This window comes from Klenkia sp. PcliD-1-E (assembly GCF_024124375.1).
In the GTDB taxonomy this organism is placed as follows: domain Bacteria; phylum Actinomycetota; class Actinomycetes; order Mycobacteriales; family Geodermatophilaceae; genus Klenkia.
The window spans coordinates 1-12,649 of record NZ_JAMXRZ010000117.1; the positions used below are offsets into that span (position 1 = coordinate 1).

Here is a 12,649-nt window from a genome sequence, read left to right on the forward strand (position 1 = left end):
GAGGGCACCGGGGCGCCGGTGCCGCTGGCCGGCCGGGTCTGGGAGACCCTGGCCGCGCGGCTGGACCTGGTGCCGCTGCGCGAGCTGATCACCGGGCTGCCCCGCGACCGGCGGTGGCCGGCGATGGCCCGGGCGGCGCTGCGCGACGACCTCACCGCCGAGCAGGCCGCGCTGACCACCGAGGTGCTGCGTGGGCGGACCTCGGACGAGGAGGACCCGGCGGCGCTGGTGACCCGCTGGGCCGACCGCTGGGACACCGGCCAGCGCCGGGCCGCCGCCCAGCTGGCCGAGCTGGCCGCCGGGGAGTCGCACGAGCTGGCCGAGCTGGTGGTCGCCGTCCGCACCCTGCGGGGGCTGCGCCGGGCCTGACCCGCCGCCCCGGCGTGGATCAGCTGGGACGAGGAACGTGCATCCTCCGCCACCGACGTCGGGTGGGGAGGATGCACGCTGCCCGTCGCACCTGATCCACGCCGAGCTGCCGGGGTCAGCGCAGGCGCAGGATCCGCGCGTCCCAGGGGCCGAGGACGGCGGGGTCGTGGTCGGGCAGGTGGTCGCGGTTGCCCAGGACCAGCTCGGCGCTGACGGCCTCGGGCAGCAGGTCGGCGAGCGGGTAGGGGTTGGCCGACACGTTGCACACCACGAGCAGGGTCTCGTCGTCCGGCCCGTCCTCGTGCAGGGTCCGGGTGTAGGCGTAGACGTCCTCGTGGTCGGGCAGCAGCATCGCGAACGCACCCAGCTGCACCGTGCGGTTCGCGTGCCGCAGCGCGATCAGCGCGCGGTGGTGGGCCAGCACCGAGTGCGGGTCCTCGCGCTGGGCGGCGACGTTCCAGTCCACGTGGTCGGGGTTGACCGCGATCCACGGCTCGCCGGTGGTGAAGCCGGCGTGCTCGGTCCCGTCCCACTGCACGGGGGTGCGGGCGTTGTCCCGGCTGGCCGGGCGCAGCGCGGCGAGCACCTGCTCCGGGTCCTCGCCCCGGGCGGTCGCGTCGGCGTAGTGGTTCAGCGACTCGATGTCCCGGAAGTCGCGGACGTCGGCCCAGCGGGAGTTGGCCATGCCGATCTCCTCGCCCTGGTACACGTACGGCGTCCCGCGGTGGCCGTGCAGCAGGGTGGCCAGGCAGGTCGCCGAGTCGCGGCGGTACCGGGGTGAGTCGTCGCCGAAGCGGGAGACGGCGCGGGGCTGGTCGTGGTTGTCCCAGTAGAGGGAGTTCCAGCCGACGTCGGCCAGCCCGGCCTGCCAGCGGCCCAGCGAGGCCTTGAGGTCGGTCAGCCGCAGCGGGCGGGCATCCCACTTCGAGTCGCCGTGGTCGAGGCCGACGTGCTCGAACTGGAAGACCATGTCCAGCTCGCGGCGCCGCGGGTCGGTGACCTCGCGGGCCTGCTCGACGGTGACCCCGGGCATCTCGCCGACGGTGATGAGGTCGGCGTCCCGACCGGCGAACACCTCGCGGTGCATCTCGGCGAGGAACTCGTGCAGCCGCGGACCGAACAGGTAGGACGCCGACCCGTCGGTCCACGGCGACCCCGGGATCGGTGGGCCGTCGGCGAGGTCGGGGTGCTTGCTGATCATGTTGATGACGTCCATCCGGAAGCCGTCGACCCCCCGGTCCAGCCACCACCGCATCATCTCGTGCACCGCGGCCCGGACCTCGGGGTTCTCCCAGTTCAGGTCGGGCTGCTTGCGGCTGAACAGGTGCAGGTAGTACTGGCCGGTGGTCGCGTCGAGCTCCCACGCCGGCCCGGAGAAGAACGACTGCCAGCTGGTCGGCTGGGGGTGCTCGCCCGGGCGGGGGTCGCGCCACCAGTACCAGTCCCGCTTCGGGTTGGTGGTGCTCGACCGGCTCTCCACGAACCACGGGTGCTCGTCGCTGGTGTGGTTGACCACCAGGTCCATCACGACCTTGATGCCCCGGTCGTGGGCCTCGGCGATGAGCGCGTCGAGGTCGGCGAGGGTGCCGAACACCGGGTCGACGTCGCGGTAGTCGCTGATGTCGTAGCCGTTGTCGTCCTGCGGCGAGCGGTAGACCGGGGACAGCCAGACGACGTCCACGCCGAGGTCGGCCAGGTGGTCCAGCTTGCCGCGGACCCCGTTGATGTCGCCCACGCCGTCGCCGTCGGAGTCGGCGAAGGAGCGGGGGTACACCTGGTAGACGACGGCGGCGGTCCACCACGGCGGGTTCAGGGGATCCACCCCGGCCATCCTGCCCGGCCGGCGCTGCGCCCGCGGGGGTCACCCCAGGTCGGGGCGGCGCTCCCCGAAGCGGGTGGCCTGCTCGAAGGCGTGGCCGACCTCGAGCACCCGGCGGTCGGCCCGCGGGGCGCCGATGACCTGCAGGCCCACCGGCAGCCCGTCGGGGGTGAACCCGCCCGGGACGCTGAGCGCCGGGCAGCCGGTGGCGCTGATCAGCGTGCAGGACCGCATCCAGCCCAGGTAGTCCTCGAACTCCACCCCCGCGACCTGGGTCGGGTACTCCTGCTCCACCGGGAAGGGCAGCACCTGGGTGACCGGGGCCAGCAGCACGTCGTACCGGGTGAAGAACTCCACGACCCGCTCGTACAGCGTCGTGTGCGCGACCTCGGCCCGGCCCACGTCCGCACCGGTCAACGACGCACCGACCGCGGCGTTCCACTTGATGGTGTCCTTGACCAGCTCCGGCGAGCGGCGGACGGCGTCGCCGAAGGAGGCCTCGAACAGCCACGCGCGCAGCGTGCCGAACGCCTCGTCGGCGCCGGTCAGGTCGGGGCAGTCCTCCTCGACGGCGGCGCCGAGGTCGCGGAAGACGCCCAGCTGCGCCATGAGCACCTCGGTGATCGCCGGGTCGACCGGCACCCGGCCGCCGAGGTCGGGCGTCCAGGCGATGCGCAGCCCGGTCAGCTCGGTGGGCAGCGGTGCGGCGAACCCGCTGCCGGGGTCCGCGAGCGAGATCGGCACCCGGGGGTCCGGCCCGGCGAGCACCGACAGGCCCAGCGCGACGTCGGAGACGGTGCGGCCCATCGGGCCCTGCACCGACAGCTGCGACCAGCCGATCGCGGTGGGGTGCGAGGGCACCCGGCCGGGGGTGGGCCGCAGCCCGACGACGTTGCAGAAGGCCGCCGGGTTGCGCAGCGAGCCGCCCATGTCGCTGCCCTCGGCCAGCGGCACGAACCCGGCGGCCAGCGCCGCGGCGGCCCCGCCGGAGGACCCGCCGGCGGACAGGCCGTGCCGGTAGGGGTTGTGCGTGGCGCCGAAGAGGGTGTTGAACGTGTGCGACCCGGCGGCGAACTCGGGCACGTTGGTCTTGCCCACCCGGATGGCGCCGGCCTCGCGCAGCCGGGCCACCACCAGCTCGTCACGGGCCGGCACGGTGTCGCGGTGCAGCGGCGAGCCCCAGGTGGTGCGCATGCCGCCGGTCTGGTGGGTGTCCTTGTGCGCCACCGGGACGCCGTGCAGCGGCCCGACCACCTCGCCGCGGGCCAGCCGGGCGTCGGCCTCGTCGGCGGCGGCCCGGGCGGCGTCGTCGTCGCGGGTCACGATCGCGTTGACCTGGCCGTCGTACCGGTCGATCCGGGCCAGGTGCGCCTCGAGGAGCTCGCGGGCGCTGACCTCCCGGCGGCGGACGAGGTCGGCCAGCTCGGTGGCGGGGCGGGTGCACAGCTCGTCGGTCACCCGGGGACCGTAGCGCGGGAAGTACCTCAGCGGTAAGAGACCTGAGGACGACGGACACTGGCCCGGTGACCGTCCGCCCCGCCGTCCCCGCCGACGTCCCCGCGATCACCGCCGTCTACGGCCACCACGTCGTGCACTCCGTGGCCACCTTCGACACGGTGCCGCCCACCGAGGCCGACCGCGCCGCCTGGCTGGCCGCGCACCCCGGCGGCCGGCACCGGGTCCTGGTCGCCGAACGGGACGGCGCCGTGGTCGGCTTCGCCGCGAGCGGACCGTTCCGGCCGCGCCCGGCCTACGACGCCACCGTGGAGACCAGCGTCTACCTCGCCCCCGACGCCACCGGGCACGGGATCGGGACGGCGCTCTACACCGCCCTGTTCGACGCACTGGCCGGGCAGGACCTGCACCGGGCGCTGGCGGTGGTCGCCCTGCCGAACCCGGCCTCGGAGGCGCTGCACCGGGCCTTCGGCTTCGCCCACGTCGGCACGCTCGGCGAGGTCGGCCGGAAGTTCGGCCGGTGGGTCGACACGGCCTGGTTCGCGAAGGAGCTGTGAACCCGCTCCCACATGCATTGCGCGCAATGCGCCCGGGTAGGGGTCAGTGGCGCTGCTCGGCGGCGCACCCCCCGAACCCGACCCGAGGAGACACCTGTGCCCACGACCGTGACCGCCCGGGCCACCGCCAGCGCCGGTGGCAGCTTCGAGCGCACCACCATCGAGCGCCGGGACGTCCGGCCGCACGACGTCCGCATCGAGATCGCCTACGCCGGCATCTGCCACTCCGACATCCACACCGCCCGCGACGAGTGGGGTGCCGCGAACTACCCGCTGGTCCCCGGCCACGAGATCGCAGGCACCGTCGCCGAGGTCGGTGCCGAGGTGACCAAGTACAAGGTGGGTGACCGGGTCGGCGTCGGCTGCTTCGTCGACTCCTGCCGCGAGTGCGAGAACTGCAGGGCCGGCGAGGAGCAGTACTGCCTGCAGGGCGAGACCGGCACGTACGGCGGCATGCAGGACGGCAAGCCCACCGACGGCGGCTACTCCGAGCAGATCGTCGTCGACGAGAACTACGTCCTCGGCATCCCCGAGGGCATCGAGCTCGACGCAGCCGCCCCGCTGCTGTGCGCCGGCATCACCCTCTACTCCCCGCTCAAGCACTGGGGCGCAGGGCCCGGCAAGAAGGTCGCGATCGTCGGCCTCGGCGGGCTCGGCCACATGGGCGTGAAGATCGCCGCCGCCCTGGGCGCCGAGGTCACCGTGCTGTCGCAGTCGCTGAAGAAGCAGGAGGACGGCCTCCGCCTGGGCGCGCAGCACTACTACGCCACCAGCGACCCGGAGACCTTCGAGAAGCTGGCCGGTGAGTTCGACCTGATCGTCAACACCGTCTCGGCCACCCTGGACCTCGACGCCTACCTGGGCCTGCTGCGGGTCAACGGCACGCTGGTCGAGGTCGGCGCGCCCGAGGAGCCGATGAAGGAGGCCGCGTTCTCCCTCATCCAGAACCGGCGCTCGCTGGCCGGCTCCAAGATCGGCGGCATCCGCGAGACCCAGGAGATGCTGGACTTCTGCGCCGAGCACGGCCTGGGCGCCGAGGTCGAGGTCATCGGCGGCGACCAGATCGACGAGGCCTACGAGCGGGTCGTCGCCTCCGACGTCCGCTACCGCTTCGTGATCGACATCGCCAAGCTCTGACGAACCCCCGCGTGCCCCCGACCCGGCCGGGTCGGGGGCACGCGTGCGTCAGGAGACGGTGAACTCGCCCAGGTCGTCCCAGTGCTCGCCCGGGATCTGCATGTTGCGGACCTTCGGCGTGCGCACCAGGTACTGCGGCAGCTCCGCCTGCGCCTTCTTGAAGTGGTCGGCGGTCACGTGCGCCTCGGCGGCGTCGTCCTGGAACCCCTCGACCACGATGTACTCGTTCGGGTCCTCGACGTTGCGGGCCCACTCGAAGAAGAGGTTGCCGGGCTCGGCGCGGGTGGCCTCGGTGAACTCCCGCGAGATCTCGGGCCAGCGGTCGGCGTGCTCGGGCTTCACCGGGAAACGGACGCAGATGAAGATCATGCGGCCAGTCTGGCGCGGTCCGGCCCGGACCGCGCCCGGGCGGCTGTCTCGTTCTGCGACAGCTCAGGCGGGGACGACGAGGGTCAGCGCGCTGCTGCCGCGGGCGCGTTCCACGTGGAACCCTCCCCGGCGCAGCAGGGCCACCAGCGAGGTGACGTCGCCGGGCTCGGCGCGGCTGGTGACCAGCAGCCGGGCAACCCGGCCCTTGTGCGCCTTGTTGAAGTGGCTGACCACCGCCCGTGAGCCGTCGGCGCGCTCGCTGACCACGTCGACGGTGACCGCACCCGGCACCGGGGCCAGCGCCTGGTAGCTGCCCGAGCGCAGGTCGACGACCAGGCCCTCGGTCGCGGCGAGCACCGGCGCCAGCACCGGCTTCCACACCGCCCGCAGGTTCGGCAGGCCGGGCAGGTGGGAGTGGGCGGACAGCCGGTAGGCCGGGATCGGGTCCCCGGCCCGGACGACGCCGAAGAGCGCCGACCCCACCGCCAGGCGGGCGCCGGCCTTGGCGCGCTGCACCTTCGTCAGGGTGCCGACGTCGAGGGCGTCGTAGAGCACGCCGGTGTAGCGCTGGATCGCCGGCAGCGTCGGCGCGGTGCGCAGCGCGGCGTTGCGCTCGACCTCGTCGTCCTGGGCCGGGGACAGCCCCAGCGCGGCGCGGGACGCGGGCAGGTCGTCGGCCAGCGCGACGAGGGCGTCGACCAGCTGGGCCCGGGTCGCGGTCAGCTCGTCGGCGGCGGTCAGCGCGGCCAGGTCCAGCGGCGCGCCCGACCCGCCGGCGTGCTTGGTCTCCGACGGCGGCAGCAGGACGAGCACGGGGAGCCAGGTTAGGCGGTGACCCCGGACCGGTGCGGGTGGCGGGCGACGGCCGCCTTGTACTCGGTCCATCCCTCCCCGACGACCTTCGTCAAGGCGGCCACGCCGACGAGCGCGGCCACCAGCGTGGTCGTGGACGCGACGACCGAGTCGGTGTCGACGTCCCTCGTGGCCCCGAGGCCGCTCTCGGCCGACGCGAAGACGACGAGGACGACGACGAGGAGCCACCAACCGATCCCGGCGACCCGCGCCCCTGCGGTGGCCTTGTCGAACTCCTCGGCGGGCAACCTCCTGCGGTGCAGGTCCGTCGCCATGGTCGCGCTCCCGGCGATGGCGAGCAGACCGAGGGAGATCGCCAATCGCGCTTCGGCGGGGGCGACGTCGCTGAACGCGAGGACCTCCCCGGTCAGCGCGATGCCGACCGCGCCCCAGTAGACGACCAGCCAGCGCACCCGGTAGGCGTGGGCCTGATCGAGGTGCACCCACCCCGGTGGTGCAGCCGGCCAGTCGGCGGGTGGGGTCCAGCCGTCGGGTGGCACCCACCCGGCGGGCGGCCTCGGCCAGTCGGGCGCAGGGACGAAGCGGGTGGCCATCGGGCACCTCCACGGCGGGGCGCCCAGGATGACGGACCAGGAGCTGCGCGTGAAGTCCCGAGGACGCACGGTCACGTCCAGTAGAGGAACCGCGCCCCCGGCAGCCGCTGCTCCACCGCTTCGGTGAACCAGCCGCGCAGCTGCGCCATCACCTGCTTCGGGTACACGTGCTTGACCGCGCCGAACTTCCCGCGCTTCTGGGTGCGCAGGTCCTCGTCCATCTCCAGCTTCGTGCGCGGGTACCAGTCCAGCAGCGTCGCCTTGCTGCCCGGTGTGAAGCGGTGCGTGATGCACTCGACCGTCAGGTCCGCCCCGGTCGGCAGCACGCTCGCGACGGAGTCCAGCAGGTCGCCGTACTCGGCCCGCCAGTCCTCCACGGGCATGATCGGGGCGATGGTCAGCCCGACCGGGTAGCCCGCCTCGGCCACCCGGCCCAGGGCCGCGACCCGGGCGGGCACCGGCGAGGTCGCGCCCTCGAACCGCCGGCCGACCGTGGCCGCGTTGACCGAGAAGCGCAGCCGGGTGCGGCCGCGGTGCGGCAGGTCGAGCAGCGGCTCGACGTCGTCGAACTTGGTGGTGGCCCGCAGCTGCACCGGCCCGGGCCACTCGTGCGTGCCGAAGTGGGTGATGGCGGTGGCCAGCCCGCCGGTGAGGTGCTCGATGGCCAGGGGGTCGGTGTAGCAGGAGGCCTCGAACGTCGTCCCCTCGTGGCCGCGCTCCGCGGTGCCCGAGGTGACCGCCCCGCGGCCGACGTACCCGTCCAGCGACGCCAGGACGTCGGGCAGGTCGGCGAACACCCGGGTGACCGGCGGACCGGACAGCGACCCGGCCAGGTAGCAGTACTGGCAGTGCGCGGGGCAGCCCTCGGCCAGGTCGAACCGCCAGTCCGCCGACGGCGGGATGGGCTGCAGCTTCCGCTTCGACGGGGCGCCCACGACCACGGCGAGGGTGTCCTTGGCGGCCATGAAGGCGGCCCGGTCGCCGTCCCCCCGCAGGTTGGGCAGCCGGTCGCCCGCCAGCACCCGCACGTCGGTCACCCCGGCGGCCCGCACCCGGTCGAGGACGGCGCGGCCGTACGGCAGGGCGGCGGCGGACGCGGTCACCAGCACGCGGGACGGGGTCCAGACGCGGGTGGGAGCAGCAGCGGTCATCACGGGGAGAACACCGGGACCGGGGGGTCCGCTTCCCCTTCTGTTGACGAACCGGCGCCCGACCAGGACCGTCGTCCCATGACGGTGCCGGCGGTGTCGCGGATGGGGTCCTGGGTGCTGGACCGGCGCGGTCAAGGCCGGGGCGTGCGGATCACCCGGCACCCCGACCTGCACGCCATCAACCTCAGCGTGTGGCGCGACAGCGTCTGCGTGGGCACGGTGCACCTCTCCCCCTCCGACGCCGCCGAGGTGGTGCAGGCACTGACCACCCAGCTCGCCCAGCTCGCGGTGCCACCGCCGCCGGTCCGGGCGGTCAGCCGGGTCGACGAGCTGGAGGCCCGGATCGCCCAGCTGGAGCAACGGCGCACCCCGCGGTGGCGCCGGGCGCTGGACCGGCTCGCGGAGGTCGGCGACGTCCGACCCTTCGGGAAGCAGCAGCCGCCGTCCGGCCCGACGGGCGTCGTCCGCTAGTCCGTCAGGTCGACCAGCACGGGGGCGTGGTCGCTGGCACCCTTGCCCTTGCGCTCCTGCCGGTCGATCGACGCCCCGGTCACCCGGGCGGCCAGCGCCGGGGAGCAGAGCTGGAAGTCGATCCGCATGCCCTCGCGGCGCGGGAAGCGCAGTTGGGTGTAGTCCCAGTAGGTGAACTCCCCCGGCGTGTGCGGGCGCACCACGTCGGCGTAGCCGGCGTCCACCACCGCGGCGAACGCCGCCCGCTCGGGTGGGCTGACGTGCGTGGAGTGGCTGAACACCGCCATGTCCCACACGTCGTCGTCCTGCGGGGCGATGTTCCAGTCGCCGGTCAGCGCGATCTGCGCGTCGCCGTCCTCGGCCAGCCAGCCGGCCGCCGACGTGCGCAGCGCCTTGAGCCACTCCAGCTTGTAGGCCAGGTGCGGGTCGCCGAGCTGGCGGCCGTTGGGCACGTACAGCGACCACATCCGGACGCCGCCGCAGGTCGCCCCGATCGCGCGCGCCTCGGGGGCGGGCTCCACGCCCTCCTTCGACGACCACGACGGCATCCCGTCGAAACCGACCTGCACGTCGTCGATGCCCACCCGGGACACCACCGCGACGCCGTTCCACTGCGAGTGCCCGACGTGGGCGACCTCGTAGCCGATGGCCTCGAAGGGCAGGTGCGGGAACTGGTCGTCCCGGCACTTGGTCTCCTGGATGGCCAGCACGTCCACCCCGCTGCGCTCCAGGAACGCGGTGACCCGGTCGACCCGGGTCCGGACGGAGTTCACGTTCCAGGTCGCCAGGCGCACGCCGCCGACCCTAGGGCGAGGTGCTGGAACGGCCCCCTCCAGGGGCCCGCACCGAGCGTCAGCTCGGGGTGGGGAGGAGGGGGTCCTTCTGCTGGGAGAGGGGGGCGAGCTCGGTGTCCTGCTTGGCCTGCAGGCGGTCGCGCATCCGCTGGCGGGACTCCACGAACTTCGTGGCCTGGGCGTCGAGGCCGGCCATGAACGCGGCCAGCTCCTCGCGCGCCTGCTCCCCCTCGGGCCCGAAGCCGTCGCGCTCGAAGACCTTCCAGTGCCGCAGGATCGGCGCCACGACGTCGTCGTGGTGCAGCCGCAGGTCGTAGATGCCGGCCTTGGCGATGATCGTGGAGTTCTTCCGGAACCCGGCCATGGTCGCCCCGGGCATCTCGAAGCCGATGACCTCGTCGGCGATGGCCCGCATGGTCTGGTCGGGGGCGATGTCCAGGGCCGCGGCGACGATGTTCCGGTAGAAGACCATGTGCAGGTTCTCGTCCTTGGCGATCCGGGCGAGCATCTGGTCGGCCACGGGATCGTTGGTCGCCTTGCCGGTGTTGCGGTGGCTGACCCGGGTGGCCAGCTCCTGGAAGGACACGTAGGCCACCGCCTCGAGCGGGGTCTTGTCCCCGGAGTCGTAGCCCGAGGTCATGTAGTCCATCCGGGCCCGCTCCAGCTCGACCGGGTCCACGCCGCGGGTGACCACGAGGTAGTCGCGGATGGCGATCCCGTGCCGGTTCTCCTCCGCCGTCCAGCGGCCCACCCAGGTGCCCCAGGCGCCGTCCCGGCTGAACCGGGTGGCGATCTCCCGGTGGTAGCTCGGGAGGTTGTCCTCGGTGAGCAGGTTGGTGATCATCGCCGCCTTGGCGGTGGCGTCGAGCCGGGACTGCTCCGGCGCCCAGTCCTCGCCGCCCAGGAAGGCGAAGTCCCGGCCCTGCGACCACGGCACGTAGTCGTGCGGGTGCCACTCCTGCGCCATCTTCTCGTGCCGGTTGAGGTTCTCCTCGACGACCGGCTCGAGCTCGGCGAGCAGGGCTGCCGTGGTGGGGGTCGCGGACACCGTGCACCTCCAGGGTGGGGCCTGTGGGCGCCACGCTACTCGGGTACCGGCTGTGGCAGGCTGTTGCCTGATGATTGCAACAAGGGTGCACGTGCAGCCGGCCGGTCCCGACGACGTCGCCCCCGCGCAGGCGCTCATGCTGCGGGTCCTGGAGGAGGACCTCGGCTACGGCCTCCGGCCCGAGTGGCACGCCGACGTCGCCGACCCCGCCGCCGCCTACCTGCGCACCCCCGGCCAGGTGCTGCTGCTCGCCCGGGACGACGACGGCGTGCTGATGGGCACCACCGCGGTGCGCACCGGCGGACCGCGCAGCCCGCAGTCCCTCGTCGAGCGCTACGCCGGCCGGCCGGTGGGCCAGCTGGTCCGGGTGTGGGTGCTGGCCGAGCACCGCCGCCGCGGCGTGGCCCGCGCGCTGGTCACCGCGGCAGCGAGGTGGGCGGTGACCGAGGGCGGCTACGGCACGCTCTGCCTGCACACCGACACCGCCGTCCCCGGAGCCGAGGCGTTCTGGCGGTCGCTGCCGGTGGTGGAGGTCCTCGACGAACGGGTGCCCGGCGAGCTGCTGCAGACCGTGCACTTCGAGCTCGACGTGCGGGCCCTGCTCGGGAACCCCGGCCCGCCCGCCGACGACTGAGCCCCCGTGACCGAGCTCGCGATCGACGACGTCTTCGCCCCCCTCACCCGGGACGACGTCGACCCCGTCGGCTGGCTGGCCGACCGGCGGGCGGAGGGACCGGTCACCCGGCTGGACCTGTTCGGCAACCCGGTCTGGCTGGTCACCCGGCACGCCGACGTCCGGGCCGTGCTGGCCGACACCGCGGCCTTCAGCAACGACTTCGCCCACCTGGCGGCCGCCGGCGGGGACGACGACGGCGACCTGGGCCTGGCCGACCCCGGGGGCCTGGGCTTCCGGGACCCGCCCGACCACACCCGGCTGCGCCGCATGCTCGCCCCGGCCTTCACCGCCCGCCGGCTCGCCGCCCTGGCCCCCGCCGTCGAGCGGGTGGTGCACGAGCGGCTGGACGCCCTCGCGGCCGCCGGTCCCGGCGCCGATCTGGTCGCGGAGTTCGCCACCCCGGTGCCGGCGATGGTCATCGGCGAGCTGCTCGGGGTGTCCCGTGCCGACCAGGAGTCCTTCGCCTCCATCGCCACCGGCCGGTTCGACCTGCTGTCCTCGATCGTGGCCCCGCTGGACTCCGCCGCCGACGGCCTGGCCCACCTGCGCGACCTGGTGGCCCGCGAGCGCGCCCACCCCGGGCCCGGACTGCTCGGCGACCTGGTCCGCACGCACGGCCACGACGTGGACGACGTCGAGCTGGCCGGGCTGGTCGACGGCCTCCTGGTCGGCGGGCACGAGACCACGGCGAGCATGCTGGCCCTGGGCACCCTGCTCCTGCTGCGCGACCCGGCGCACGCCGCGCTGGTGCGCGACGAGCCCGCCGCGGTACCGGCCGCCGTCGAGGAGCTGCTGCGGTACCTGACCGTCGTCCAGGTCGCCTTCCCCCGGTTCGCCCGCGCGGAAGTCGAGCTGGGCGGGCAGCAGGTGACCGCCGGTGACCTGGTGCTGTGCTCGCTGGCCGGCGCCGACCGCGACCCCCGGCTGCTGGCCGGCCCCGACCGCCTGGACCTGCGGCGCTCCCCCACCCAGCACGTGGCCTTCGGGCACGGCATCCACCACTGCCTCGGCGCCCCGCTGGCCCGGCTGGAGCTGCAGATCGCCTTCCCGGCGCTGCTGCACCGCTTCCCCGGCCTGGTCCTGGACGCCGACCCGCAGGTGCTGACGTTCCGTCAGCGGTCGATCGTGTTCGGTCTGGACGCGCTGCCCGTGCGCTGGTGAGGGTGCCGCCTCCGGGTGACCTCCCTCGCCCCGGGAGCCCCTCCCACCCCACCGGTGCGATCATCGGGTGATGCGGAACAGCGGCGACGACCGGGGGACGGGCCTGTTGGTGGGCGCGTGACCGACCCGACCGACGCGCCGGAGCCCATCGACCGGACCGCCCGCATTCCCCGCCGCGACCTCGACGCCGGCCGCCCCCCCGCCCCCGAGGTCTGGCTCAACGACCGCGGCATCTC

14 protein-coding genes are annotated in these 12,649 nt (G+C 74.1%); 6 read left to right on the forward strand and 8 right to left on the reverse strand.

The window, feature by feature from the left end; all coding sequences use genetic code 11:
• The coding region (locus tag NH342_RS18605) for an NAD-glutamate dehydrogenase domain-containing protein (RefSeq protein ID WP_253017094.1) at window positions 1–369 on the forward strand (369 nt) is incomplete at its 5' end.
• A 115-nt stretch (window positions 370–484) separates the two neighbouring features.
• Here the strand turns inward: NH342_RS18605 and NH342_RS18610 are convergent.
• Window positions 485–2,191 (reverse strand): alpha-glucosidase, encoded by a 1,707-nt coding sequence (locus NH342_RS18610; RefSeq protein ID WP_253017096.1) that lies wholly within the window; start codon window positions 2,189–2,191, stop codon window positions 485–487.
• Between the two features lie 39 nt (window positions 2,192–2,230).
• Window positions 2,231–3,646 (reverse strand): amidase, encoded by a 1,416-nt coding sequence (locus NH342_RS18615; RefSeq protein ID WP_253017098.1) that lies wholly within the window; start codon window positions 3,644–3,646, stop codon window positions 2,231–2,233.
• Between the two features lie 65 nt (window positions 3,647–3,711).
• Between NH342_RS18615 and NH342_RS18620 the strand changes: the two genes are divergently transcribed.
• Together NH342_RS18620 and NH342_RS18625 are read left to right on the forward strand one after the other, a co-directional pair.
• A complete protein-coding gene (locus NH342_RS18620; protein WP_253017100.1) occupies window positions 3,712–4,200 on the forward strand; it encodes a GNAT family N-acetyltransferase in 489 nt (162 codons plus the stop codon).
• Between the two features lie 96 nt (window positions 4,201–4,296).
• On the forward strand, window positions 4,297–5,337 hold the full coding sequence (locus tag NH342_RS18625; protein WP_308200697.1) for an NAD(P)-dependent alcohol dehydrogenase: 1,041 nt from the start codon (window positions 4,297–4,299) through the stop codon (window positions 5,335–5,337).
• A 48-nt stretch (window positions 5,338–5,385) separates the two neighbouring features.
• Here NH342_RS18625 and NH342_RS18630 read toward each other — a convergent pair whose 3' ends face one another.
• From NH342_RS18630 to NH342_RS18645, 4 genes are all read right to left on the reverse strand, one after another.
• The gene (locus tag NH342_RS18630; protein ID WP_253017102.1) at window positions 5,386–5,706 is read right to left on the reverse strand and encodes a putative quinol monooxygenase; all 321 of its coding nucleotides are present in this window, start codon (window positions 5,704–5,706) and stop codon (window positions 5,386–5,388) included.
• 63 nt (window positions 5,707–5,769) lie between these two features.
• The gene (gene yaaA, locus NH342_RS18635) at window positions 5,770–6,519 is read right to left on the reverse strand and encodes a peroxide stress protein YaaA (protein WP_253017104.1); all 750 of its coding nucleotides are present in this window, start codon (window positions 6,517–6,519) and stop codon (window positions 5,770–5,772) included.
• Window positions 6,520–6,530: 11 nt separating this feature from the next.
• On the reverse strand, window positions 6,531–7,001 hold the full coding sequence (locus NH342_RS18640) for a hypothetical protein (protein ID WP_253017106.1): 471 nt from the start codon (window positions 6,999–7,001) through the stop codon (window positions 6,531–6,533).
• A 182-nt stretch (window positions 7,002–7,183) separates the two neighbouring features.
• Window positions 7,184–8,263, reverse strand: coding sequence for a spore photoproduct lyase family protein (locus tag NH342_RS18645; RefSeq protein WP_253017108.1), 1,080 nt, complete (start codon window positions 8,261–8,263; stop codon window positions 7,184–7,186).
• A 78-nt stretch (window positions 8,264–8,341) separates the two neighbouring features.
• Between NH342_RS18645 and NH342_RS18650 the strand changes: the two genes are divergently transcribed.
• Window positions 8,342–8,734 carry a hypothetical protein gene (locus NH342_RS18650; protein WP_253017110.1) on the forward strand — a complete coding sequence of 131 codons (393 nt, stop codon included), beginning with the start codon at window positions 8,342–8,344 and terminating at the stop codon, window positions 8,732–8,734.
• Here the strand turns inward: NH342_RS18650 and NH342_RS18655 are convergent.
• Entirely contained in the window at window positions 8,731–9,528 is a 798-nt protein-coding gene (locus NH342_RS18655) for an exodeoxyribonuclease III (protein ID WP_253017115.1), read from the reverse strand. The genes NH342_RS18650 and NH342_RS18655 overlap by 4 nt on opposite strands.
• 58 nt (window positions 9,529–9,586) lie before the next feature.
• The gene (locus NH342_RS18660; RefSeq protein ID WP_253017117.1) at window positions 9,587–10,576 is read right to left on the reverse strand and encodes an acyl-ACP desaturase; all 990 of its coding nucleotides are present in this window, start codon (window positions 10,574–10,576) and stop codon (window positions 9,587–9,589) included.
• A 91-nt stretch (window positions 10,577–10,667) separates the two neighbouring features.
• On the opposite strand from NH342_RS18660, the gene NH342_RS18665 reads away from it, so the two are divergent.
• Window positions 10,668–11,210, forward strand: coding sequence for a GNAT family N-acetyltransferase (locus NH342_RS18665; protein ID WP_253017119.1), 543 nt, complete (start codon window positions 10,668–10,670; stop codon window positions 11,208–11,210).
• Between the two features lie 6 nt (window positions 11,211–11,216).
• A complete protein-coding gene (locus tag NH342_RS24360; protein ID WP_253017121.1) occupies window positions 11,217–12,413 on the forward strand; it encodes a cytochrome P450 in 1,197 nt (398 codons plus the stop codon).
• The last annotated feature ends 236 nt before the right edge of the window (window positions 12,414–12,649 follow it).

Bases quoted from the DNA above. Each gene is read 5' to 3' on its own strand.
- NH342_RS18630 (WP_253017102.1), bottom strand. From the start codon at position 5,706: ATGATCTTCATCTGCGTCCGTTTCCCGGTGAAGCCCGAGCACGCCGAC.
- NH342_RS18645 (WP_253017108.1), bottom strand. From the start codon at position 8,263: ATGACCGCTGCTGCTCCCACCCGCGTCTGGACCCCGTCCCGCGTGCTG.
- NH342_RS18650 (WP_253017110.1), top strand. From the start codon at position 8,342: ATGACGGTGCCGGCGGTGTCGCGGATGGGGTCCTGGGTGCTGGACCGG.